Source organism: Sphingobacterium corticis, from assembly GCF_042684745.1.
GTDB lineage: Bacteria > Bacteroidota > Bacteroidia > Sphingobacteriales > Sphingobacteriaceae > Sphingobacterium > Sphingobacterium corticis.
Map to the genome: position 1 here is coordinate 1,589,762 of NZ_JBHUMA010000006.1, position 25,939 is coordinate 1,615,700.

Sequence of the window (25,939 nt, forward strand, 5' to 3'; positions counted from 1 at the left end):
CAAATTTATGCTTTAATACTTATCTAAATAATCTGCTTGACGCATCAATAAAGCTCGATATTTATTGAAAACGGCTGATTTTGAAACGAATCCCTGATAACGCCCGTCTTCATCCAGAACCGGTAAAATCCAAACGTCCTCTCGATTCATTTTGCGCATCACCGATTCCATATTGGCATTCAACGAGATGGTATCCATTGGCTTTTCAGCAAGCTCTGCCATCGTTTTCTTTAAACCGTCAGGCTGTTCGCCTAGCAAAATTTCGAGTAAGCGTTCACTGTATATTATACCAAGCAATTTGGACTCTGAATCTACTACAGGAAAAATGTTGCGTTTGGTATGTATGATGTCGTGGCTTCGGTCTTTTGCGTATTCATCTGGTCGCAAAATCGTGAAGTTATTTTCCAAAACATAGCGTAGCTTCATCATACTCAACACCGTACGATCTTTATCTTCGTGACTGATTAAATCGCCTTGCTCTGCTAATCCTTTCGTGTAAATGGAATGCTTCAATACCGCGCGATTGATGAAATAGGCAATTGCCGTTACGATCATCAGCGGAACCATCAATGCGTAGCCGCCTGTGATTTCAGCGATCAGGAAAATGGCAGTCAATGGCGCGTGCATCATTCCAGCTAATGCTCCAGCCATTCCGGCTACGGTAAAATTCGCCACGTTTAAATCTACCATTCCTGTAAGGTTCAATCCATAAGAAAAGATAAAACCGAGCAATCCACCAACAACCAAACTTGGACCAAATACCCCACCATTTCCACCACCGTTTAAAGTGATGAGTGCAGCAAACGTTTTCGCAAACATGGTGCATACCGCGAATATGACGACCATTATTCCGGTTTGAGCATAATCAGCGAAAATACTATTCTCCAACATAGCGGTATGGTTGCCATCTAGAATATTCTGAATCGCCAGATAACCTTCTCCGTATAATGCCGGAAATATAAAGATTAACACCCCCAAACTGACACCGCTTACCCATACCTTTCTATATGGGTTTCCGATTTTCTGATAAAAATTACGCAACCAACCTGCCAACTTGGCGAAATAAATAGAGAAAATTCCGGCCAGAATACCCAAAAGAATATAGAAGAACAACGCACTGAATACCCAGTCATCAGTTACCAAGTGAAACAATGGTTCGCTGTATAGTGAACGCGAGATTACTGCCGCTGTAGCGGTGGAAATTAATAAAGGAATAAATACAGGGATAGAAAATTCGGGCAGTAGAATCTCTATTGCGAAAATCATTCCGGCAACTGGACTATTGAACGCTCCAGCAATACCAGCTGCTGCGCCGCATGCCAGCATCAAGGTTACTTCCCGAAAGCTCAACCCAAAAAAACGTCCAATATTGGATCCGATCGCCGCTCCGCTATAGGCGATCGGCGCTTCCAGACCCGAAGAACCACCAAAACCTACTGTTACCGCACTTGTTACGATTTGTGAATAAATGTTATGCGGCTCGATTTTACTGGAATTTCTCGAAATGGCATACATAATTGGCGTCATCCCATGCCCCAACTCCTTTTTACGAATAAATCGACGCACATAAATCACACTTAACAAAATACCGACCAATGGAAACAGTAAGTAGATGTAATACTTATATTGAGAACGCACCTCATTCTGTAAAAATGCTGCAATGCCGTGCGTCATTCCTTTCAACAATGCTGCTGCCAAACCACCAACTATCCCCACCAGCAAAGCCACCAAAATCATAAAGTTTCTGTTGGAAATTTTTTGCATTCGCCAACTATTCAATCTGTCGACGAAGGCGTAAAGTTTGGTAAGCATATTCATGTGAAATAGACGAAAAGAAGATTAATAGTAATATTTCGATACAAACTTAGGGATTGTGTTTGTATTTAGACGAACAAATGACAAACTGCTTCTGCCGATTTCGGGATACATAAATACAAATTGGTAGATTTCGGATTTTATTTACATGACATCTTTTGCAATTTTGTACATAACAAATAATAACAAAATGGAGCAGATGGATCTTAATTATCAACGAATAGCGACAGCTATTCGCTATGTAAGTGACAATTTCAAGCGGCAGCCAAGCTTGGAAGAAATTGCGGATCAAGTGCATTTGAGTCCAACACATTTTCAACGTTTGTTTACCGATTGGGCTGGAGTTACGCCGAAGCAATTTCTACAATTTGTAAGCACGCAACACGCGAAAACCATATTGAATCGCGATAGGAGTACATTGTTTGAAACCGCTATGGAAACAGGATTATCGAGCACCAGCCGTTTGCATGACTTATTCATCAAAATGGAGGGCATGACGCCAGCAGAATATAAAAACGGGGGGCGCCATTTGTCGATTACCTATCGCATTGCAATTAGCCCGTTTGGCAACATTCTTATTGCTACCACAAAAAAGGGTATCTGCCATATGGCTTTCTTAGAAGAGGATGCTGAAAAAGCGATCAGTCATTTGAAATCTCAATTTCCGGAAGCCCGTTTTATCGAAGGTGAAAATGAGCTTCAGAACAATGCGTTGCGCATATTTCAGCAGGACTGGCGTGAAGCACCGGAGATTAAGCTACATTTAAAAGGAACCGCATTCCAACTGCACGTTTGGCAATGCTTATTGAAAATACCTTTCGGATCGCTCAGTAGCTATGGAACTATTGCTCAGCAAATAGGTAATCCTAGCGCATCGCGGGCAGTTGGCACAGCGATTGGCAAAAATCCCATCGCCTTTTTGATTCCTTGTCATAGGGTTATACAATCGGCAGGAGAACTAGGCGGATATATGTGGGGAAAAACAAGAAAAAAAGCAATTATTGGATGGGAAGCAGCGAAAGAATTATAGAAATCTTGCCTTTTGATGGCAGTGCCGAATATTATGGATTGGTGTGGAACAAGAATGAATCCGACATTTTATACGAGCAGCTCATGCAAAACATCGAATGGCGACATGATGAAGTGGTGCTCTTCGGGAAACGCATTGTAACGAAAAGAAAGGTGGCTTGGTATGGCGATGAAACCTATCCATACACCTATTCAAATGCAACGAAATATGCCCTGCCTTGGACTAATGAGTTGCAGCAAATTAAAGTGCGCGTAGAAGAAGCGACCGGAGAACGTTTTAATTCTTGTTTGTTAAATCTTTATCACGATGGCTCGGAGGGAATGGCATGGCACAGCGACAGCGAAAAGGAACTAAAAAAACATGGCGCGATTGCATCGGTAAGCTTTGGCGCGGAGCGGAAGTTTGCTTTGAAGCACAAGAAAAATGGGGAAAAAGTAGAGATATTTTTGGAACACGGCAGCTTGCTCGTTATGCAGGGCAAAACGCAAACGAATTGGCTTCACCGCATTCCACCAACAAAAAAAATTCATCAGCCCCGCATCAACCTCACATTCCGCAGCCTCGTTCCAAAGTAAGCCCGTTTGGGGAGAAATTCTCCCAAACGATGGAATTATTGTATTTTTATAGTTCCGAATTGATTTTACGCTTAATATGATTAATCTGCTCAGCAAAACATCCTTTATTCCGTTTATTCGCTTTTCATTCACTTGCATTTGGCTTGTCATTTCTACTGCTGTTACTTCTAACGCAAATACCTTCATTACGCAACAACGCGATAGTCTGATTTCACGAGCAGATACCCTTTCTGCTATTAATAATCAAGCAAGTGAATTGACGCGCTTATTAGAACAGCAAAAGACGGATTCGCTAAAAAGGTTGGAGGTAGAAAACCGACTGATTAATATGGAATGGAATGATAGAAGGCAAAATCAGCAATTGGTAGAAGAATTGCGAATGCTAAAAAGCCGAGATTCCATATTGCTAGCAAGAAGAAAACAAAAGGTTGATTCATTAAAACTGTTAAACGACGGTATTCCGGTCGTTCCGTTTAGGGATACGATTTTTCGGATCTATACCAGCTTAGGTAGTTACACAGCGCGCGACCGTTCTATGGCCATAGAAGATCGCATTCGCAATCTAGCCAGCAATTACGACTTTCATGTAGATTCATTGCGTGCTTTTGAAAATGAGAACAATTGGATTATTGCCTGGAATGATGAGATGGTAATTAGTTTTAATGATCAGGACGCGCTGTGGTTGAATACCGACATCGCTTCGTTGGCTAAGCAAAAGTTGGCCGACATTAAGCAATCGATTACAAAACACCGTGACGAAACGAGTTTAAAAAATCTCTTAAACGCATTGTTGCGTGCGGCATTGATTTTAGGCGTTGTCGCCGCACTCATGTTTGGTATTAACAAAATTGCAGCTTGGCTTCGCCGTAAGCTAATCGCTAATCAGGGAAGACGGCTTCGCGGGATTCAAATACGCGGTTATCAGCTGCTATCCCCAAATAAGCAGGTCAAATTACTTTGGTCGTTAGTGACAATTGGGAAATGGGTTTTCATTCTATTGGCCATTTACCTCACTTTACCGATGCTATTTAATTTGTTTCCAAGCACGCGAGGTTACGCTCCGGTTTTGTTGAGCTATTTTTTAAATCCACTTCGTGAGATTGGCGAATCCATAGTTGCGTATTTCCCAAATCTAATTACCATCATCGTTATCTGTTTGGTATTCCGATATGGGTTGAAGGTGTTGAAATTTTTTGCTAACGAATTGCACAATGGATCCCTACAAATCAATGGATTCTTCCCAGATTGGGCGCTTCCTACTTATCACATCCTGCGCGTATTGCTTTTAGCATTTTTAATGATTGTGATTTTTCCGTACTTGCCAGGATCGGATTCGTCTATTTTTAAAGGCGTTTCCGTATTCATCGGGGTTCTGTTTACCTTTAGCTCTGCTGGCGCGCTGGGAAATGTAGTCGCCGGATTAGTGCTTACTTATATGCGGTCATTTTCTATCGGAGATCGAATTAAGATTGGCGATGTCAGTGGCGATATTATTGAAAAATCATTATTAGTTACGCGCGTTCGCACCACTAAAAATGAAGTAATTTCCATACCGAATTCGCAAGTAATGAATAGCCATACCATTAATTACAGTGCAGATTCTCAGGAAAAAGGTTTAATTATCCATACCAACTTGACCATGTCGTATGAGATTCCTTGGCAGAACGTACAGGAATTAGCGCAAAAAGCCGCCAACAATGTTGTTTATCTTGAAAAAGATCCTCCTGCATTTGTTTTAAACACCAGTTTGGATGATTTTTATGTAACCTACCAAGTAAATGCATACACGAAACACCCTAATAAACAAGCGATCATTTATTCTGAATTGCACAAAAATTTGGTGGATGTATTTCACGAGGCTGGCATTGAGTTGTTATCTCCACATTATCGAGCTGTTCGCGATGGCAACGATTTGGATATGCCGAAAAGTCCTACAGAAAAACCAAGTGGGAAAAATTAACTCGAAAATCCATCAATGGAACTACACGAAATATTGCATCGCATCTACCAATTACCACTTGATTCTATCGCTAAAATAGAGCCATACGTTAAGCTTTTTCGGCATGAAAAAGGGCATTTATTAATGCAAGCAAATCGATTGGAAAAACATGTTTATCTCATCAAAAAAGGCGTCGTTCGCGCATACTCAGATTCAGAGAAAGGCGAAATTACCTTTTGGTTTGGAGAGGAAGGTGATGCCGTTTTGTCGATGATCAGCTATGTGATGAATGCACCCAGCTACGACAATATTTCATTGATTGAATCCTGTGAACTGTATGCTATTGCTATTTCGGATTTACAAAAACTGTATGAAAAAGATATTCATTTAGCGAATTGGGGAAGAAAATTGGCTGAAATAGAATTGATAAAAGTGGAACAGCGAATCATTTCGAGGGAATTATTATCTGCCACAGCGCGCTACAACCTATTGATGAAACAGCAACCGAGCTTACTGCGACGTGTGCCATTGAAATTCATAGCATCCTATTTAGGAATAACGCAAGTAAGTTTAAGTCGCATCAGAGGGCAAAGTGCTCGTTCCAACATGGAAAAATAGAACAATTTATCCGCATAAATACGACTTGCTACAAAACTATCTTTATCTTTAGCTGTTCTTAATAAACATTAAAATATAGAAATAATGAGAATTTATAAAGCTACTTTTTTGATTTCGGCGTTGATTTTGGGTCAATCGGCCTTTGCACAATTCAAGCAAGCTGCACTTCCATATTCTTACAATGCGTTGGAACGTGCTGTGGATGCCAAAACGATGGAAATTCATCATAGCAAACATGGAGCAACGTACACAAGCAAACTAAATGAAGCGATTGCCGGTACGCCATTAGAGAAAGAGAGCATCGAAAAAATCTTAGGAAAGGTTGGATCGAAAAGTTCAGCTGTAAGAAATAATGCAGGTGGCCACTATAACCATGAGTTGTTTTGGACCATTTTGACACCAAAAGAAAATACACAAGCGAGTCCGGCTTTGGCAAAAGCAATTGACGCAGAGTTTGGTTCTTTGGATGCATTAAAAGAAAAGTTAAACAAAGCTGGTGCTGATCGCTTCGGTTCAGGTTGGGCTTGGTTAGCAGTAGATAAAAAAGGAAAATTATTTGTTACATCAACACCAAACCAAGATAATCCATTAATGGACGTTGCTGAGAAAAAAGGTACGCCAATCTTGGGTATCGACGTTTGGGAACACGCCTACTATTTAAAATATCAAAATAAAAGACCAGATTACTTGGCAGCATTTTGGACCATTGTGAATTGGCCAGAAGTGAGTCGTAGATACGAAGAAGCTTTAGCTACTAAAAAGTAATTTACTTATTTAGAAAAACACCGAGCTGCTTATCCATTTGATATGGTAGGCAGCTTTTCTTTTACAACCTGGTTCCGTATCCCTATGCTCGACGAAATGCATTTACTGTTTTAACTAAATAACTTACGATTTACAATAAGTTTTTCCGATATTTGCATGTATTTTTGTCGCCCATAGTGAGTGGGCACTTGCTTATGATGATCAATTCTCATTGTACTAGATAATTAGCTCTAAGCGAACAAGAATAAAATTGAGAAATAGGAAATATAGACTGAAGAGATACATTAAGCATGTATAATAGACAATACGCTTCAATCACAGCGATAGGTGGTTATCTTCCGCAACAAGTTAGGTCAAATTACGATCTGGAACAAGTGTGCGCGACCTCCGACGAATGGATTGTTAAACGTACCGGGATCAAAGAAAGACGGATTTTAGATAAGGATTTAGCTACTTCCGACATGGCGGTTGAAGCAATCCGAAATATGGTTCAGGAATACAAAAAGAACATCTCCGACATCGACGCGATATTAGTAGCAACATCTACTCCAGATATGCTTATGCCCGCTACAGCAAATCTCATTGCCGATAAATTAGGCTTGACGAATGTATGGGCATTTGATGTCAATGCTGCCTGTTCCGGTTTTCTTTACGCACTTGACTTGGGAGCTTCATTGGTTGAAACTAGAAGATACAGCAACGTTTTAGTAGTTGGCGCCGACAACATTAGTTCCTTTGTAAACATTGAAGACCGTTCGACGAATATTTTGTTTGGCGATGGCGCTGGGGTGGTATGGTTGGAGCCATCCAACGAAGACGGCATTATTGATGCATTCTTGCAAAGCAACGGAACCGGCAAAGAATATTTGAATATCGAGGCTGGAGGATCACTCTACCCATTCAATACGGAAATTGCAGACAACGGCCGTAAATATATTCGCCAGGATGGCAAAGTAGTTTTCAAACAAGCGATACAATCTATGAGCGATGCGTGTAGAAACGTATTGAGCCGCAACAACTTGACTATTGATGACGTCAGCTGGTTAGTTCCTCACCAAGCCAACAAACGAATTATCGATGCGGTGGGTAAGGAAATTAATATTCAAGAAGGAAAAACCTTGTCTAACATCGAGTATTTAGGAAATACGATTGCGGCAACTATTCCGCTTTGTATTTGGGAAAACGTAAAAAAATTAAACAAAGGTGACTTAGTCATGTTGACTGCCTTTGGAGCGGGGTTCTCTTGGGGAGCCAGCTTATTAAGATGGATGATTGAGTAATTCTATTTAATCTTACGTAATATAAGTAAACGGTGCACCTGATATCAGTTGCACCGTTTTTTTACGTATTTGCCTTTTGTCTCAAACGCTTAGAATGGATAGATGGTGCCTACCAACTGTTTATCTCCAGCAGACAACACCGTGTTGTCCGGAGTGTCGTTGCTACGATTTACCAATCTTCCCAAAATAGGATAATGCATAATTGACGTTTCATCATACGCATTAAACGTTGTTTGAGCCGTTGTGTAAGTGTTCAACAAGTTAACATCAACCTGTTGTCTGCTCCAATAGTTAGGCGCTCCCGCATAATATTGATAGGTAAATTCGCGATCCCAATCCAATTCAACTTCGGGATGTTGATGTTCGTGTATCAAACCTAAAGCATGCCCAAATTCATGCAACGTAGTTCTGCTAAATTCTGCCTCGCTAGTATTATCATCGAACCAGCCAAAGTTCATGGTTTCTTGATTAGCAGGAACTCCAAGTGCATTTCTTCCCATGTGGGAATAAGCGCCAGCCCCTTGAATGAATGCTACGCGAATCATTCCGTTGCTTTGAACAAATTCGAACTTGATGTTGGCAAATTCTTCCCATTGTTTCGCATAAGCAATCACACGACTGCGGACATATTCCGATCCACCCATAAAACTCACAGTAACAGTTTGTCCATTCTGCCATAGCGTTCTATTTTCGGCCGCCGCTCTCTCATCTGTTTTTGGATTTAAGTTAACAACACGGCATGCCTGCACGCGGGGATCGCCGATGTACTTGCTAAAGTCATGATTAAATGTACTGACTTCTTCACTTGGTATTTCAAATTCTGTACTCGTAGGATCCTTTTGACAAGAACCATTTAAAAGGAGTCCCATCGACAATACAAGCGACCATTTCAATTGATTTTTCATAGCAATAAAAGATAGTTTAATGTGATTAATAAAACCGCTTTGGAACGAGCATTCTCAAAGTGGCGTTAGCGTGATAATATTGCTAATTTATAAAAAATTAATTAATCATCAAATTTGATAAAGAATCAATAATACCGCATACAAATTGATGCAATAAAGTTAAAATATATTCATTTCTGCCAACATTATCATCATTCAAACAGACTCTTGTAAGGATCCAAAATTTGGTGTTTAACCGTGTAATTCTTACCTTCGTGCATTCATAATTTTAGGTTAATAATTGGTTAGTTTAAAGGCTTTCTACCTCCCCGGTTGAAAGCCTTTTTTGCGTATTTAATATTTGGATAGGAAACTTTTTAAGCGCGATTGTAATATTTTTCGAAAATCTTCGTTTTAATGGTGAAGTCTGATTTATTGGCATATTTGTTGAGATAATCAGTTTGTAAATTTGACACTATCACACCAACTATAGAAGAAGGTGGTTGCATCGCGGCCACCTCTCTTTGTTTAATAGAGAAATTATCCTATTCTTTATTACGATTCAAGTGAATTACCTATCGAAGATCGCGATATTTGTTGCGCAAACAATTCGATTTTATTATGCAAATTTCTAGTTTCATTTCATCGATATTACTGTTCCTGATTGGGTTACCATTTGCTACAGCGCAAAGCTATACATACCAACAGATCACTACCGATTCATTAAAAAGTGGCGATTTGTTATTTGTGGGCACCTCACACGTAAACCTTTCCGGCGCTATTGATCGCGTAACGCAAACCTCAGTAAAAACGTCTTTTGATCATATTGCATTGATTGAACGAACAGTAGATTCTGTTTTTGTGCTACACGCTAATAGCATAACAGGCTCCATTCGAGAATCCATAGAACATTTTCTGAAGCACGAGGTGGAAAAGGATAGAAAACTGGTTATTTATCGTTTGAAACACAAATATCAACACAGTATTCCGAACGCGATTACTGTAGCGAAAACATGGCTTGGAAAACCTTACAATACCTCGTATATATTAAACGATTCCACGCTGTATTGTTCAGATTTCGTCGAACGAGCATTTCGCAACGATCACATCTTTCAGTTAGAACCAATGACATTTGTTAATCCAAAAACAGGTCAGATTGACGATTTTTGGAAAAAGCATTATCAGCAATTGGAAATTGAAGTACCGGAAGGATTGCCGGGATGCAATCCAAACGGAATGGCGGCTAGCGACAAGCTAAAACTCGTCGGAGAGCTTTCGAAAGAACATTAACTTTCACAGTTACTACCCCAAATCTTCTAAATATCAGATATATTTGGCTGCAAAAAGTTAAAGCCATATCCAATCGCCTTTTCGGCAGAAACTGGAGCATTTTTTAGCAATTCTTGTGATAATTCTCCCAAACCTACTTTCAGCATCGAAGCTGGAATTGGCAATGTTATTGAAATGTTAGATTGCTTTTTCAGCAATGCTTTTATCAACGTTAATTGTGAAACGGGATGGGGAGCAACCGCATTGATCGGTCCATGAATACCATCTGTAACTGCGGCAAAGGTGTACAACCGCAACAAATCGTGCAAAGTAATCCAACTGAAAACTTGCTTTCCGTTCCCGAAGCGCGGGGCAACGCGGAAAGCAAATGCTTTTTTCATCTCCTTCCACATACCACCCTCCGGACTTAATACCAAACCTGTTCGTATAAAAACCGTTCGTATGCCATGCTCGATAAGTGGATGAGCAGCTGCTTCCCAAGCTTCGCAAACCTGAGCAAGAAAATCATTTCCGGCGGGATCTTGTTCTTCAAATGGACGAGCACCATTAGCTTCTCCATACCAACCTATTGCAGATGCAGATATAAATCGTTGCACTGGGACATCATTAGAAATTACCCAATCCACCAATAATGCACTACTTTTCGTACGACTCTCTAATAGCACTTTTTTGCGTTTACTCGTCCAGCGTTTCTCTGCAATGTTCGCGCCCGCCAAATGAATGATCGTATCGATATTTTTGGGAATTTCGCTAGCTATTTCTCCATTCTCGGGATTCCATTCCCAATAATGAATACGTGGTTGAGATTTCGTTGCTTTTTTATCGCGCACCAAAATGTGAATCGACAAATCGGAAAAAGCTTCTAAAAGATGATTAACCAACTTGGAACCAATGAAACCCGTACCTCCGGAAAGTAATAAATTCTTCATAGCAGACATTTAAACGTTGAAAGCCTTTTTAGATCAACACGAAACTAGATGAATTGTTGCGTCCCACAATATTCTAGCAAAAGATAGTAGAAAAACAGAAAAGCGCACTTCATTAGAAATGCGCTTTTCAAATTGATTTATGCAAACTTATTGCTTAATCGAAGCGATCTAAGTGCATCACTTTTGTCCATGCTTTACCAAAATCTTCAATAAATTTCCCTTTAGCATCTCCACTACCGTAAACTTCGGCGATAGCGCGTAGTTCTGCATTCGATCCAAATACCAAATCAGCTCTGCTAGCTGTCCATTTTCCCTCACCCGAGGTACGACAAGTCCCTTCGTAACGCTGTTTATCTGTCGAAGTGGCTTTCCAAGCCGTACGCATATCAAGCAAGTTCACAAAGAAATCGTTGCTCAAAACTCCTATCGAATCCGTAAATACGCCATCTGAAGATCCATCGTAGTTTGCACCGAGTACACGAAGACCACCAACCAAAACCGTCAATTCCGGACTGGAAAGGGTCAACAACTGCGCTCGATCGATTAAAAATTCTTCCGATGAAACGGTATATTGTTTTGGATGATAATTTCTGAATCCATCCGCCAAAGGTTCTAGATATTGGAAAGATTCAACATCCGTTTGCTCCTGCAAGGCGTCCATTCTTCCGGGACGGAATGGTAACTGCAAATCGAAACCGCCATCTTTAGCCGCTTTCTCTACCGCAGCATCACCCGCCAATACGATCAAATCTGCAATAGAAACCTTCTTTCCATTGTTCTGCTTTTGTTGGAAATCTGCTTGTATCTTTTCTAAGGCAGCAAGAACTTTTTGCAACTGCGCAGGATTGTTCACTTCCCAATCTTTTTGCGGAGCCAAACGAATACGTGCGCCGTTTGCACCACCGCGTTTGTCGGACCCACGGAACGTAGACGCCGAAGCCCAAGCTGTTGATACTAATTCCGAAATACTCAATCCCGAATTCAGCACCTGTTCTTTCAATTCGACAACATCCGATGCGTCAATTAACGGATGGTCAACTGCTGGAATAGGATCTTGCCAAATCAAAACTTCCGAAGGAACTTCTGGACCTAAATACAATTCGCGTGGCCCCATGTCGCGGTGCGTTAACTTAAACCAAGCTCGCGCAAATGCATCTGCGAAAGCATCTGGATTTTCATAAAAATGACGCGAAATCTTTTCATATTCTGGATCAAACTTTAAAGACAAGTCCGTAGTCAGCATCGTTGGCAGATGCTTTTTACCTTCGATAAACGCATCAGGAATAGTATTTTCTGCATTTTTGGCCACCCACTGATGAGCGCCCGCTGGACTTTTTGTTAGTTCCCAATCGTAGGCGAATAGATTCTCAAAGAAATTATTGCTCCATTGTGTCGGTGTTGTTGTCCACGTTACTTCCAAACCACTGGTAATCGTATCACCGGCCTTACCGCTGCCATAACTATTTTCCCAACCGAAACCTTGTGCTTCTAAACCTGCAGCAGCGGGCTCTTTATCCAAATGATCAGAAGGAGCAGCACCATGTGTTTTTCCAAACGTGTGACCGCCCGCAATTAATGCCACTGTTTCCTCATCGTTCATTGCCATGCGTCCGAACGTATCGCGAATATCTTTTGCTGCTTTGATTGGATCAGGATTACCGTCAGGACCTTCCGGATTTACGTATATCAATCCCATTTGCACCGCAGCCAAAGGCTTTTCTAAATCTCGAGAATGCGTATCTCCGTCGGCATCGTCGTCCGACACGACAACACCGTGCTGCTTGTCCGCACCATCGGAACCATGTGAATAACGCAAATCACCACCTAACCATGTCTTTTCCTCTCCCCAATATACATCCTCTTCTGGTTCCCAAACATCTGCGCGACCGCCTGCAAAACCGAAAGTTTTCAATCCCATCGATTCTAAAGCTACATTTCCAGTTAAAATCATCAAGTCTGCCCAAGAAATCTTCTGTCCGTACTTCTGCTTAATCGGCCAAAGTAATCGGCGCGCCTTATCCAAACTCACGTTGTCTGGCCAGCTGTTTAGCGGCGCAAAACGCTGCTGTCCTGCACCTGCACCACCTCGACCATCGCCTACGCGATACGTTCCTGCGCTGTGCCAAGCCATACGAATAAATAAAGGACCGTAATGTCCGAAATCCGCTGGCCACCAATCTTGCGAATCCGTCATCAGTGCATGTAAATCTCGTTTTACAGCTGCTAAATCCAAACTTTTAAATGCTTCGGCATAGTCAAAGTCGCTTCCCATCGGATCCGACAACGAAGAATGTTGTCTCAAGATATTCAGCTTGAGTTGATTTGGCCACCAATCGCTATTGCGGGTGCCCCTACCGCCTACTTCGTGTTTTGCTTTGCCTTGGTGAAATGGGCATTTCCCTACGTCGTTAGAATCTCTTTCCATGTGTTATTGTAATTAAGATATATGATCGTCTATTTTCTGATTTAATGGATAATTGTAAAATTACTGTATTTGATGCCTTCGAAAAAATCAATTCATTCTATGATGATATAACTAAAAACTATGTGCAGGCTTACATTTTTTCGGCAAAAGTCATTGGTTACAGCATCACTTCTTTTTACACAAAACCGCTCGCATGCATAACATACAACGATGCGGCTTTGTTTTGGAATAAGCGTTCAAAATTACGCTGTTTGTGTTGGCGCAGAATATCGTTACCTTTAAGCAGAAAAATTGCTCACTGAAACCACATGGCAGATCGAAAAGACCAGCACATCGCAATGCTGATAGACGCCGATAACGTGTCTTATAAAAAAATAGAAGATATTCTTAAAGAAGTGAATCGATATGGTACGCCGACGATTAAGCGAATATATGGCGATTGGACCAATCCTTTTGTTGAAAATTGGAAATCTAGTTTACTGACCCACGCGATTACGCCTATTCAACAATACAGCTATACACAAGGAAAAAACTCTTCTGATTCCGCATTAATCATTGATGCCATGGATATTTTACACTCCGATCGAGTTGATGGATTTTGTATTGTTTCCAGCGATAGCGATTTCACTCGTTTGGCGACTCGTTTACGTGAATCAGGTAAATTGGTTATAGGAATTGGCGAACGTAAAACGCCAAAACCTTTTATTGCTTCTTGCGATAAATTTATCTATGTGGAAATTCTGGAACAAAAGTCGAAATCCAATAAGAAGAACTCCGAGACAAATCCTCCACCACAAAATGGCGTAAACAACACGAACAAACCAACGCCGAAGCCAGCCGTTAAGGAAATAAGTTCATTGGATGAAGATATTCTGCTATTACTTAAAGATACGGTAGATGATACTGCCGACGAAAGTGGATGGGCATTCTTGGGCGAAATCGGCAATTTGTTAATCAAGCGCATGCCTGATTTTGATGCACGAAACTATGGATTTGAAAAAATTTCACATCTATTCAAATCCCGGAAAAAAGATTTTGAGGTCGACGAGCGTACAAATGAAAAATCTAGAAACAAACTTTATTATGTACGAAACATCCTGACCAACGAATCGCAACAGCCTGAACAAAAAACTACCGACGTAGAACGGCCGAAGGATACTAAACCAACGAAAGAGGCCAAATCAGAAAAGGTAACTAAAGAAATTACTGAAACGAAAGAAGTTTCGGAGGTAAAAGCTATTGAACACAGCGCAAATGAACAGTTACAATTTACCGTACCAAGTCCGGGAAATAAAATCACTGCGGATGATGTACGTAAAAATCAAATCAGGATTACGAAAGATTTGAAACCATTCTTTCCAACGCGTTCTCAAAAAATAACGATTAAAATTGAAGATGAATTTGAATGTTCGTTTTCCCATCACGGCCACCGTTCGCATACTGTAAACTTGGGTAAGGCTGCAGCCATGCAACTTGGCTTAGCGGAAGGTGTACAATTGCAGATAACCAAAGTAGATGAAAACACCTTTACCTTTGTTAAAAAGGCATAAGCGCACATCGATTGTTAAAAAAAGTTAAGCCAACTAATCGTTGATACTAATTAGAAATTAACGCCGTTTTATAGGTAGTAGTAATTTTTTCATAATAGGTTAATAATTGGTTAGTTAGTATGAAGGCCTGAAGTTCCCCGCTTCAGGCCTTCTTTTTTGGCTGGATTTAACGGGATTTGCACACACTTATATCAGCTAAAAAAACTAATAATCTGCGGAGTCGATCACGCGTAATAAACATTGATTACCTTCATATTTATTACACGTTAATTGCTCTTATAACATAAAAAGATGCGCAGCGTTTTTGATTTTAGTTAAGCTTACACTTGAAATAGTGCAGATGATTTTAAATCTCAAGCTATCCCCAACGCCTTACTTCATGTAGGGTAAATGTAACTAAGGTGGCTGTGATAGTCACCTTTAACTTTGTAATTCTACTAGGATTTGATTGACAATCTGTTCTTTATTCTGCGAATTAATGACATCAAATGTACTGTCTAATTCAAAATTATCAAACCGAATACCTGCTACACTTTGGTGTTGGAAGGGTCTGTTTTCTTCTGGATTACTAACATCTCCCCATGTTAATCCATTCGCATCGTGACATATATAACATTGACTATCGTTTAACCAAAAGGTCACGCCATGTACATCAGGTTTATTAAGGTGGGTTGTATTCGTGATCGCTTTAGCAAAGCCTTCAGGATACAAGAATACTTCTTTACCAGTCATATTCTCCAACTTCCCCTTTAAATACATCCAAAAGTCGTCAATTGCATGCCATTTTACGTGCTTGAAGTTGTTCACTAAATATTTACTAGCCTGTAAATCATTTGCAACGTAATCTTTGAGTTCCAATTTTTCATTCTTTGATAGATCATTATAGGTCATTTTGTTAACGAGATTTAGATATTGTTTAATGTTGTAAATTAGTGGGTAATTATCCGATGGAATTATGTTAATACAGTTCTGCAACCAATTTCTAATTTCCGCACTGTAGTTTATTGCTCTGACATTTTTTGCACACCCTACTGTTTCAGGGTTGAGCGGTTTGTTGTTAGACAAATAAAAAACTGAAACATCTTTACAATGATGATTCGGATCGTATTTACCTTTTGCGTCCTTACCAGTTAAAATTGTATTGTAATAACGTTCCAACTGCCCCCTGTATCCACAAGGCTTGTCGGGATGAATTGAATCACTCGCATTAATTTTGTTCTCAATTATTATAGCTTGTTTGTTTGTGTTTTTGATAAGAATATCTATTTCTCTATATTCGATAATGTTAGCCTCATTAGGAATTATAACACATGGTAATGAACTATCAAATAATTGAGTAGGTACATTTAATATTTTCAAGAACTGATTTAAAAATTGATCTCTCATTCCATGACTCGATTTGGGAGATAAAAGATAACTTATAAACCTTGAATGCAATTTCACTTCTTCATCTATTTTATGTAGAAGAGCAAAGAGGTTTGTATTTAACCGATCCTCTTTGCGGTCGTAGTGGTTCTTTAATTCCGATAAGTCAGATAATAATTTTGGTATGTTCATCTAGCAAACATAAAAAAAGGAGATAAATAATATCTCCTCATTTGTACCACTATTTTGTTTTTTTTTGCTCTCGTTTTCGGCTTTTTAGGCTCAATTATCTCCTCTGAAATTCCAACCTCTTCTAACTGCAATTTAAGCCGTTAATAAATCGGTATCAACCCATTCTGTAATTCTATTTAACATCCCTCAAAATTTCCTTTATAATCCCTCGGCAATGTAACTTTCGTACATTTAACGTGTAATACATCTTTAAGATCTTATGCTTTGTTAGTCATTCCCGCTTCAGGCCTTTTTTTTTGGCTGAAATCGATAAATTTTTAAAAGTTCCCAATTATGGCATTAGTTTTGTTTTTATGAAAACGTTTGGTTAATAATTGGTTTGTCGAAGATCCTGAAATTCCCGTTTCAGGATTTTCTTTTTTATTTGATATATTTGACATAGAGCTACCTAAAGAAATCTATGATGAATCCAATAAACCAAATGGAAGCTACCATTTTAATTGCAGATGACCATCCGGACATTCTTGATTTTATTGCCGAAGATCTAGAGGATAATTACAGTGTGGTGAAAGTATCTGACGGTAAAGAGGCTTTCGAATATATTCGTTTGCACCCGGTTGACTTGATTGTTAGTGATGTGATGATGCCCGTGATGGATGGATATCAATTTTGCACAGCTGTCAAAGATAATGCGCTTTATAGCCATATTCCCTTTATTATGTTAACGGCAAAGAATAGTTTGCAATCGAAAATTGAAGGGTTGGAATTTGGTGCCGATGCATACATCGAAAAACCATTTTCGCCAAATTTCTTGCAAGCGCAAATTGCCAGCTTGTTACGCAATCGAAAATCAATTCGCGAATATTACAATCAGCCGCAATCCACATCGGAGGAAGAGGAGTCCGCATCACACCCGAAAGGTGATCAGCAGTTTTTGGATCGTTTAAATACGTTGATTACTGAAAATATGTCGGAGCAATCACTGTGCGTAGACATGTTGGCGGAGCGGATGTGCATGAGCAGACCAACGCTGTATCGTAAAATCAAAGCATTATCTGATTTGTCGCCAAATGAATTGATCAATATAACGCGTTTGAAAAAGGCTACTCAGTTATTAAGTGATAGAGAATATAAAGTATATGAAATTGCTAATAAATTGGGATTTAGTACACCTTCCCATTTTACGCGCAACTTTCAAAAGCAGTTCGGTATTAGTCCGAAAGAATTTGTGTACAATTTAAAAAAGACAGCGAAGATTTGTTAAAAAAAATCGCGCTGATAACTGGTACCAGCGCGATCAACTCTCTTGTCGTCTACCGTATTGTAAATAAATAAGACTGCTTAATCAACAATAATGTTGAAACCATTTAAGCGGCCGCTTTCTTTTAAACGAAATGTTTCTTTGATTACGCCCGTAGTAGGGTTGTACTGATTTACACCGAAAAAGTTTTCCGTGGTATTATTAGATAAGAAATATATTTCGCCATTGTGATAGAAAGGATTTGAAGTACCATAGAAGCTATCTGCTGGTATGTTTAAGCGAGTCGCTTTCTTTGTAGCCACATCGATTTCATTCCAATACCAAACATCTGCTCTATAGCGAACGCCATGCTGACCACCACCGTAGTAGGATACCGCACGAGAAGGGATCGTTGTATAAATCTTATTATTGTGCACAAACAAACGGTTAAATTCTGCAGTAAATTGATAATCTTTGATATCTACCGAAAAGCTTTGATCGAAGGTTGTTTCACCTTTCTTGATGCGTAGAATTTTGGAGGAGTAATCGATTGGTTGTAGCTTCATATCGCCAACAGTAGCGAAGTACAAATCACCAGTAACCTCATCTAAACTCCAAAGCACGTGGTCTATAAACACGCCCAAATGTGTCGTCCCAGCGAATTTTGTTACACCGACGATTTCCTTTTTCGTTAAATCATAAACCGCGATTGCAGCTACTTTTTCTTTCGGAGTTACCTGCCAGTTTCCTGTTTGTAATGTACCCAACAAGAGATCCACATAAAGCTTATCATCGCGTTTAGCAATAATCAATTGACCTGCCGATTCATTAGGCAAACCTTCTGAAAGAGCACTAAAATCAATTTCACCTGTACGTTCCATCGTCGTTGGATTGAAGGTTTGTACTTTCAAACCGCCACGCACATCATCCCAATAATATCCTTCTGTCGGACTTGCAATATGGTAATTAGTAATGTATTTAGTGGATTGCGACGGCAAGAATTTCCCTTCCACCACGCGACCTGCGTCATTTAAATCCATTTTTAGAATTCCCTGCGCATTTGACGTGCTATTCACTTTGTAAAGCGTTTTTCCAACGATTCGTCCTCCCAAAGAACTACTTACTTGTAAGAAAGGTTTATCTGCTAAATTTATCTCGCGTGACTTATCATTTTTTAAAGCGTATATGCCACCAGCCCAACCTGATCCAGTGTTGTAGATTACCCAAGTTTCGTTAGCAGGTAAATTGCTATCGTTCGGGTTTTCTACATTATTGCTATCATCTTTGCTACAAGAGCCCATAATTGCTAACGCGGCAAAGCCCAAAACGATAGCTTGAAATCGATTACGTGTTTTCATTTTTTCTATTGAAATATGTGGTTAAAAAAGTTGATAAATCAGTTTAATGTGGAACGATCTTCCTAGCCTCTGTACACTAAAATTATCATACAGGCGGGTGTTGCCTATGTTTCGAGATTCAGCAGCAAGCGTCCATTGTTTACTTGCGAGATGATAATATACTCCCGCATTATGCCCCCATTGTCCTAATCGACCATCGTTTGGAATGACCATGGATGACTGGAAATCTGGCGTCTTTTCCCACACGCCCGGTTCTTGGCTGCGCGGAATGCTTAGCAAATAGAAACGGTGCGTGTACTGCGCGTTCCAATTCAATGAAATACGATCCCCGGAACGAACGACATCCTCAAAAGAAATATTCGCCCATAAATTACCGAAGAAGAAAGGCTGATTTGGTACACGTGCACCTTCATCCATTCGAAACATAGCTTCTACATTTACGCGACGGATATCTTGATAGGTAACGTTACCACCAATATCTGCAAATCGAAAAGGCTTGTAAATAATTTCGGTTTCAAATCCTGCTATTTTCGACTGATTGTAGTTGATGTAGCGATTGAATGGAATATCCAACTGAAGAAAAATAATATCGCGAACTCTTCTGTAAAACAATCCGGCCGATGCAGTAAAACTTTGTTTTCCTTGTTGATAATTATATTCCGTGCCGAGATTGAGATTGTGACTGCGCTCAGGCTTCAGCTCCATATTTTCTTTGATCGTTTGCGCGTCTCCAAAAATTTCAATTTCGTCGGGTAAGCGCGTAGCATATTCGTACGAAGTTTTGAGACGGAAAGCACCTACGTCCCAACGTAACCCTGCCAAATGTCCAAACCGATCGTCGCTACTTTCTGCTCGCCAACCTAGATTAAAATTGTCGGTAGCATATCCCTGCGTGGTAAATCGATAATATTTCAATCCGAGGACGCTTTCTAGCTTTCCATCCAACCAGGAAGATGTCAGGCCCAATCCCATATTGCTTTTCTTATAATTTGCGGGGACAGAAAGCACATCAATATTTTCTAGCGCGGAAATTGCGCCTAGGGGATCACTTCCTATTCTTCGTTGCCAAAACGACATCTGGCTAAAATCCACTTGATGTCTGTCGGACAGCGCGTACGATACCTGCAAACGATTTGAGAGCATGTGATAATCCAGATGTTGGTTGTTACCTAAATTTATCTCTCCAGGTGTTGGCGTGGTTCCCACAATGGATTGATCCCAAGCGTAGCGGACGCGAGCAGTATCGACAAATTGGGTATTGAAATAACTGTAGGTTCCGAAAGCATGAATGCTCAGCTTGTCGGCGAAAAGTCGCTTTTTGTAGTGTAACATCCCGCCATAATGTGCGTTATTGGAAGTAGGTTCACCAAAAACCTTATCCATGCGTGCATCGTGTTGCAATTCCTTATAAAAATTGGATTGTAATATCGTAAGCCTAAGATCGTCCGCCCAAGCTTTATTTTTCACACCTACAAATCCCTCCACATATTGGCTCCTTATCGCGTCATGAAAACGAGGTAGGTCTTTATAAGTAGCAACTCCAGTTTCCAAATTAATAACGGGAACGTGCACATCGTAACTATTATCTGAATAATTAAAAGATCCTAAACCTCCAACATACCACTCCTGCTTTTTATCTTGCCATAATAAATTTGCGGTAGCTCGGTGGGTGTTAAAGGAAGCCAATTCATAGGTCGCACCGAATGTACTTTCGGTTTCGTTGCGAGTAATCATATTCACACCGCCACCTAAGGCATCTCCAGCGATCGAAATTGGCATAACACCGTTGTAAATATCAACGCGCTCGAGCATATTTACCGGGATCATTCCTAAGCTAAATGCACGCCCGTATAATTCGATCGGAATACCATCTCGAAACAACCGTACCGCTTTACCCTGCAGCCCCCCTAAGTTGATGTTCACTGGAGCACCAATATTTCCATCGCTTCTTAATCGCATACCCATACTGCGATTCATGACTTCACCAATATCTCCTCCTTTACTATATTCTTTTCGAATATCTATTGACCGTACAGCGAAAGGAGATTGATTTATGAGCGCGCGATCCGTAACTTTTTGGACATTAACTTCTTTAATATCGACTTGTTCTCGCACACGCACTGTGTCTGACAAAGGCATTTTTCGTTGTGCAACTAGACCAATAGGCAATACCGTCAACAACGATAAACAGCAAAAAACAGAGAGTTTGGAAAAAGCCACTTTTATTTATACTAATTATAAATTAATTTTGTGTGGACAAAAGTACGGCATTGGGGTTTCGTGTATTTATGAATTCCGACGTATTTTTTATGAATTCCGATTTTTTATGTCAAGTATCCTATCTGGTAGCGATTTCGAAAACTTTAAACTGACTGACGGCAGTATATCCACCAGCAGAATTCATCATGATTCTGAGCTATCTCGGTATGCCATTCCGCAAGGTCAACTGCAGTTCGTGCAGCAAGCAATAGGCTCGGATATGTTAATGGTACAATCAGAATACAATATTTCAGAAGATGTGCAAATTGCCGGGAAAGGCGATTCTTGTTTACTGGAAATACAGTGCAATCTTTCGTCGCAAGACATCTTTTACCGAACTAAATATTCCGGAGATCAGCGAAGTAAAATGCAGTCGGCCAACATTTCTTTTCTCGCAGCGGATGATAATCAAGCGGACATATTCTTTCAAGAGGGAGCAATCTACGAAACATTCGATATACATATCTCAACGCACTGTCTAACTAAATACGCGGGAGAATCTCGCAAGATGGACGCATTTATCAACGAGATTACCGCTGGGCGCAGTGCCATGCTTTCTCCAACGGGAATTTCTACGCAAGGAGCTATTTACCAATGCATACAGTCGATGCGTGGCTGCTCGTTTGACGGACTTACGCGGAAAATTTATTTGGAATCGAAAGTTTATGAACTGATAGCCCTATTGCACGATGGAGCAGAGCAAACAGCTTCAAATTTTGTTCTTAATACGAGAGATGTAGAAGCTATACATCTTGCTGCAGCTTTAATCAAACAGAATCTTGCTCAACCACCTACCATCCTAAAATTGGCGAGAGATGTCGGCATCAATCAAACGAAGTTGAAGATGGGATTCAAAACCTTATACCAACAAACCATTTTCGGCTATCTACAAACATTTCGAATGAACGAGGCAAGGCGGTATTTATTGGACTCGCAACTGCCGATAGAACAAATAGCTCAATTAGTGGGGTATCAGAATGTATCCAATTTCAGTGCAGCCTTTAAACGTACACAAGGCATGTCGCCTTTAAAAGTTAGGCATCAATTATAAAATCCCACGTCTATATATTTCCGAAGTAAGTAATCTTTTGGCATCAATATAGCATTCTATTCATCAAAAAAAGGCAGTTTATGAATAGCAGATTGAAAAGTTTTTCGCATGCCTTTCGGGGATTATGCGATGCTGTACGCAATGAAACGAACATAAAAATTCATGTTATCGCAGCTATTTTAGTAATTACTTTCGGACTCTTTTTACAGCTATCAAGTATAGAATGGTTAATAGTTCTATTTTGTATCGGACTGGTAATCAGTATGGAGATAATAAATACAGCGATTGAACAACTCGCTGATGCAATCTCTACTGATTTTCACCCAAAAATTAAGTCAGCTAAGGATATGGCCGCCGGAGCAGTATTAATTAGTGCAATTATGGCGTTCATTATCGGATTACTGATTTTTGTACCTAAGCTATTTCAGCTTTGCCAAACGCAAGCCTGACGATCAGCATATAAGTTTACAACGGAATTTTTAACGTATAAGGTGGATTAAAAACAAACCCCATCGGCCAATGACGGATAGGGTTTGTCTCAATTCTGTCGATCTAAATATGAAGATCACCTTGGCGACCTACGTCCGTTTTAGCTCCAACTGCCCGTGCAGCAGCTTTGAAAAAGGTAATCAACTTATTTGACTTAGTGTCCCAATAGTGTGCTTCGCTCGGCACTACTTTTAACACCCGAATGTTTGGATCTTCCTTCCCTTTATCGAACCAACCTTCAATCATCTTGTTCCAGTATTTATCGATTCGCGCTTGATCCCGAGAAATTTCTGCGTGACCATTGACACTCAAAAAACTGTGACTACTGATATCGGAATACAATAAACTGACCTGATCATTTGCCTTCAGATGAGTGTGCGTATCGCTTTCGGAAGAAAATAAATACCAAACATTTCCTTCATCGTCTACTTCCTGTCTGCTCATAGGCACTGCGTGAATAAAATCACTCGTAGCAGGATAAGTTCCTAACATGCCAATATCAATTTTATCGATAAGCTCTTTCAGCTTATCTATGGCTTCTTGATTATGAAGATTTTCTGTACTCATAGCTTACCTTATTTGTTTAGGAGAATAACAGTTCAGAAATCCATTTGTTAGTTGAAAAATCGATTTTTACCACAAAAAGATAAATCTAATCCTTCAATTGATTGTTAATAGTTTTGGAACAACATCTAAACGACATGACACATCAAGAGGCTATAAACAAAGGCATTGCGTATTTCAAGAACCATGTTTCAGGCAATGGAATTGAAGAAGAAAAAGGATTTCACATGGTGGAAGAAAACGAAGAATTTTCTATTTTTTTAGATAACAATACGGCCGATCCTGAAGACCCGGCATTATTAAACCTAAAGGGTGATGATAGTCATAAAAAATTCTTGGATCGCTATAAAACCATGGAAAAAAATGCTTCGTATTGCGAGATAATTGAAAATAGCGCATATCGTGTTTGTGCTATTCCGAATGAGTAACTATCCATTACTTAGTAGAAATTTTCGGAAAAAAATGGGTGAACAAAATGCTTTGTTCGCCCAATAACATGTAATAAACCGAAGCTTTTTATTTTATTCCTTTGGTAGTTCGGCCTCTTTAATTTTCTTCAAAACGTAATTTTGGGCAAGATCGCCTTCAATTTCTTTTCCATCCTGATCAAGCTGCTTTAACTCACCCTTTCCGAGTTTAAATTTTATATCTACGTTGGTGCCTTTCAAATGCGCCACATCATCGCCGTGCCACATGATTCGCCCGTTGTCATCGGTTTTGGTATTTCGATCTTGATATTCTTGGGTAATTCTAAAAGTATCATTGTTGTTTAGAACAACGGTTGTCTTAATACCCGGACAATCCGCACATGGCGTTGTTCCCTCATAGGTGCCAGACCAATCACCGGATGTGGATTGCTGAACCCCACTTTCATCGCTGGTTGTTGCATTCGCTGACGAATCCGTATCAGTCCCATTATTGGATGAGGACTGTCCACAACTTGCTAAAATAACAATACCTAATAAATAACTAAAAACCTGTTTCATAATGCTTTTTACGTCATCTTTTGCAAATTCCTTGCCATAACAAGGAAGTGCGATCTATGCATGGGTTACCATGGGAAAACCTACGGAAAAGGTACTTCCTTCACCTAATGCGCTGCTGACACGTACCATTCCATTATTTTGCTGAATAAGTTCGTGGCATAGTAGCAATCCTAAACCCGCGCCAACTTCCTTTCCCGTCCCGAGGGAGCGTTGTTGAATCGTATGAAACAAATGATCTGCCTGTTCCTTACCCATGCCGATACCATGGTCCCTAACATGCAAGAAACCGTAGGCATTCTCTTCGGAAACCCAAACCTCAATACTTCCGCCGGAGTGACTAAATTTTACCGCATTGCTCAACATATTACGCGCGACGATCATGAGGTGATCTCGATCTACTTTGATTTGAAAATTTGGCTCGATTTCCATAATCAACTGCAAAGATTTAAGCTGACACGCGGATTCGTAAACCTTCCCTATAGTGGACATCACATCCAAAACGGATGTTGTAGTGATCGAATTGGATGCCCCTCGCATACTTCTGCTACTCCAATATAAGATGTCGTCGAGAGCTTCCTTCTGTTGTGCGATTTGTCGCTGTAGTTGCAGAATATATTCTTCCGAAACAGTGCCATCCAGTACCTGCTCATGAAGCAGATATACCAAACCATCTAATGTGGATAACGGCGTACGAATATCATGAGCGACAATTGAAAAAATCCTTTCTTTGTCTTGATTTAGCAGTTGTAGTTTCTTTCGCTGTTCTTCGATCAACATCATATTGTTGTAGATGATGTTTTTGAAAAAATAAACTGCAATAACGATAAAGATAAGGGCACCCAATGTATTGGTCAATACGCGACCTCTCACAACATGGTCTATCATCAAAAACTCCGTAGGATATAGTTTCACGGAAACAATTCCAGCTATAACGAAAACACCTGCAAACCACTGAATAGTGCGGCTATCGTATAGCAGCATACAGACGATCATGATACACAGCAGAAAATTTTCTCCGCCATTCCCATAAAATAACGCCCCAAAATAGAAAAAGCAAAAACTTACACCGAGAAGAATTATTTTCGCCATTTCGTATTTTCTATAGTATTGTAAGATTAATACCACAAGGCAAAAGCTAGAGTTGGCGACGTTGATACCAGCCAAAAAATAGCGTTCTTCAAAAAAATTAATTATACCAAAAAAGAGCATACAGGGCACGCAAGTTATAGCAATAAGGTTGACCATGTGCAACCTTTTTACTTCCAAATAGGTCATATCCGTCCCAACCCCCAAATAAGAAAGTGACTTCCAAAGTCGAGAAAGAAGTGGTTTGTT

At 40.0% G+C, this 25,939-nt stretch carries 22 protein-coding genes; 12 read left to right on the forward strand and 10 right to left on the reverse strand.

Annotated features, from left to right (window positions below; genetic code table 11):
• Positions 1-12: 12 nt before the first annotated feature.
• Complete coding sequence (locus tag ACFSQ3_RS12780) at positions 13-1,764, reverse strand: chloride channel protein (RefSeq protein WP_380869940.1); 1,752 nt, start codon at positions 1,762-1,764, stop codon at positions 13-15.
• A 199-nt stretch (positions 1,765-1,963) separates the two neighbouring features.
• On the opposite strand from ACFSQ3_RS12780, the gene ACFSQ3_RS12785 reads away from it, so the two are divergent.
• From ACFSQ3_RS12785 to ACFSQ3_RS12810, 6 genes are all read left to right on the forward strand, one after another.
• Positions 1,964-2,845: a bifunctional helix-turn-helix domain-containing protein/methylated-DNA--[protein]-cysteine S-methyltransferase gene (locus ACFSQ3_RS12785; RefSeq protein WP_380869941.1), complete on the forward strand. Its 882-nt coding sequence runs from the start codon at positions 1,964-1,966 to the stop codon at positions 2,843-2,845.
• Complete coding sequence (locus ACFSQ3_RS12790; RefSeq protein WP_380869942.1) at positions 2,821-3,420, forward strand: alpha-ketoglutarate-dependent dioxygenase AlkB family protein; 600 nt, start codon at positions 2,821-2,823, stop codon at positions 3,418-3,420. The genes ACFSQ3_RS12785 and ACFSQ3_RS12790 overlap by 25 nt, the downstream gene beginning before the upstream one ends.
• A gap of 76 nt (positions 3,421-3,496) precedes the next feature.
• A complete protein-coding gene (locus tag ACFSQ3_RS12795; protein WP_380869943.1) occupies positions 3,497-5,380 on the forward strand; it encodes a mechanosensitive ion channel family protein in 1,884 nt (627 codons plus the stop codon).
• A 15-nt stretch (positions 5,381-5,395) separates the two neighbouring features.
• Positions 5,396-5,977 carry a Crp/Fnr family transcriptional regulator gene (locus ACFSQ3_RS12800; protein WP_380869944.1) on the forward strand — a complete coding sequence of 194 codons (582 nt, stop codon included), beginning with the start codon at positions 5,396-5,398 and terminating at the stop codon, positions 5,975-5,977.
• 84 nt (positions 5,978-6,061) lie between these two features.
• On the forward strand, positions 6,062-6,742 hold the full coding sequence (locus ACFSQ3_RS12805) for a superoxide dismutase (RefSeq protein WP_380869945.1): 681 nt from the start codon (positions 6,062-6,064) through the stop codon (positions 6,740-6,742).
• Between the two features lie 290 nt (positions 6,743-7,032).
• On the forward strand, positions 7,033-8,022 hold the full coding sequence (locus ACFSQ3_RS12810) for a beta-ketoacyl-ACP synthase III (RefSeq protein ID WP_380869946.1): 990 nt from the start codon (positions 7,033-7,035) through the stop codon (positions 8,020-8,022).
• 89 nt (positions 8,023-8,111) lie between these two features.
• Here the strand turns inward: ACFSQ3_RS12810 and ACFSQ3_RS12815 are convergent, their stop codons facing one another.
• A complete protein-coding gene (locus ACFSQ3_RS12815) occupies positions 8,112-8,927 on the reverse strand; it encodes a M12 family metallopeptidase (protein ID WP_380869947.1) in 816 nt (271 codons plus the stop codon).
• Between the two features lie 600 nt (positions 8,928-9,527).
• On the opposite strand from ACFSQ3_RS12815, the gene ACFSQ3_RS12820 reads away from it, so the two are divergent.
• Positions 9,528-10,196: a YiiX/YebB-like N1pC/P60 family cysteine hydrolase gene (locus ACFSQ3_RS12820; RefSeq protein WP_380869948.1), complete on the forward strand. Its 669-nt coding sequence runs from the start codon at positions 9,528-9,530 to the stop codon at positions 10,194-10,196.
• Between the two features lie 26 nt (positions 10,197-10,222).
• On the opposite strand, the gene ACFSQ3_RS12825 is transcribed toward ACFSQ3_RS12820, so the two are convergent.
• A complete protein-coding gene (locus ACFSQ3_RS12825) occupies positions 10,223-11,125 on the reverse strand; it encodes a TIGR01777 family oxidoreductase (protein ID WP_380869949.1) in 903 nt (300 codons plus the stop codon).
• Positions 11,126-11,279: 154 nt separating this feature from the next.
• Positions 11,280-13,550 (reverse strand): catalase/peroxidase HPI, encoded by a 2,271-nt coding sequence (gene katG / locus ACFSQ3_RS12830; RefSeq protein ID WP_380869950.1) that lies wholly within the window; start codon positions 13,548-13,550, stop codon positions 11,280-11,282.
• A 308-nt stretch (positions 13,551-13,858) separates the two neighbouring features.
• On the opposite strand from katG, the gene ACFSQ3_RS12835 reads away from it, so the two are divergent.
• Entirely contained in the window at positions 13,859-15,100 is a 1,242-nt protein-coding gene (locus ACFSQ3_RS12835; RefSeq protein ID WP_380869951.1) for an NYN domain-containing protein, read from the forward strand.
• Positions 15,101-15,520: 420 nt separating this feature from the next.
• Here the strand turns inward: ACFSQ3_RS12835 and ACFSQ3_RS12840 are convergent, their stop codons facing one another.
• Positions 15,521-16,657 (reverse strand): PDDEXK-like family protein, encoded by a 1,137-nt coding sequence (locus tag ACFSQ3_RS12840; RefSeq protein ID WP_380869952.1) that lies wholly within the window; start codon positions 16,655-16,657, stop codon positions 15,521-15,523.
• 460 nt (positions 16,658-17,117) lie between these two features.
• On the opposite strand from ACFSQ3_RS12840, the gene ACFSQ3_RS12845 reads away from it, so the two are divergent.
• Complete coding sequence (locus ACFSQ3_RS12845; protein WP_380869953.1) at positions 17,118-17,921, forward strand: response regulator transcription factor; 804 nt, start codon at positions 17,118-17,120, stop codon at positions 17,919-17,921.
• A 77-nt stretch (positions 17,922-17,998) separates the two neighbouring features.
• On the opposite strand, the gene ACFSQ3_RS12850 is transcribed toward ACFSQ3_RS12845, so the two are convergent.
• Complete coding sequence (locus ACFSQ3_RS12850) at positions 17,999-19,255, reverse strand: hypothetical protein (protein ID WP_380869954.1); 1,257 nt, start codon at positions 19,253-19,255, stop codon at positions 17,999-18,001.
• 21 nt (positions 19,256-19,276) lie between these two features.
• Complete coding sequence (locus ACFSQ3_RS12855) at positions 19,277-21,394, reverse strand: TonB-dependent receptor plug domain-containing protein (RefSeq protein ID WP_380869955.1); 2,118 nt, start codon at positions 21,392-21,394, stop codon at positions 19,277-19,279.
• A gap of 187 nt (positions 21,395-21,581) precedes the next feature.
• Here ACFSQ3_RS12855 and ACFSQ3_RS12860 point away from each other — a divergent pair, with 187 nt between their 5' ends.
• Positions 21,582-22,565, forward strand: coding sequence for a helix-turn-helix domain-containing protein (locus ACFSQ3_RS12860; RefSeq protein WP_380869956.1), 984 nt, complete (start codon positions 21,582-21,584; stop codon positions 22,563-22,565).
• 80 nt (positions 22,566-22,645) lie between these two features.
• Complete coding sequence (locus ACFSQ3_RS12865; RefSeq protein ID WP_380869957.1) at positions 22,646-23,014, forward strand: diacylglycerol kinase family protein; 369 nt, start codon at positions 22,646-22,648, stop codon at positions 23,012-23,014.
• A gap of 103 nt (positions 23,015-23,117) precedes the next feature.
• Here the strand turns inward: ACFSQ3_RS12865 and ACFSQ3_RS12870 are convergent, their stop codons facing one another.
• A complete protein-coding gene (locus ACFSQ3_RS12870) occupies positions 23,118-23,621 on the reverse strand; it encodes a pyridoxamine 5'-phosphate oxidase family protein (RefSeq protein WP_380869958.1) in 504 nt (167 codons plus the stop codon).
• A 134-nt stretch (positions 23,622-23,755) separates the two neighbouring features.
• Here ACFSQ3_RS12870 and ACFSQ3_RS12875 point away from each other — a divergent pair, with 134 nt between their 5' ends.
• Positions 23,756-24,046, forward strand: coding sequence for a hypothetical protein (locus ACFSQ3_RS12875; RefSeq protein ID WP_380869959.1), 291 nt, complete (start codon positions 23,756-23,758; stop codon positions 24,044-24,046).
• A gap of 93 nt (positions 24,047-24,139) precedes the next feature.
• Here the strand turns inward: ACFSQ3_RS12875 and ACFSQ3_RS12880 are convergent, their stop codons facing one another.
• Together ACFSQ3_RS12880 and ACFSQ3_RS12885 are read right to left on the reverse strand one after the other, a co-directional pair.
• On the reverse strand, positions 24,140-24,604 hold the full coding sequence (locus ACFSQ3_RS12880; protein WP_380869960.1) for a copper resistance protein NlpE: 465 nt from the start codon (positions 24,602-24,604) through the stop codon (positions 24,140-24,142).
• Positions 24,605-24,658: 54 nt separating this feature from the next.
• Positions 24,659-25,693, reverse strand: coding sequence for a sensor histidine kinase (locus ACFSQ3_RS12885; RefSeq protein ID WP_380869961.1), 1,035 nt, complete (start codon positions 25,691-25,693; stop codon positions 24,659-24,661).
• Positions 25,694-25,939: the final 246 nt, after the last annotated feature.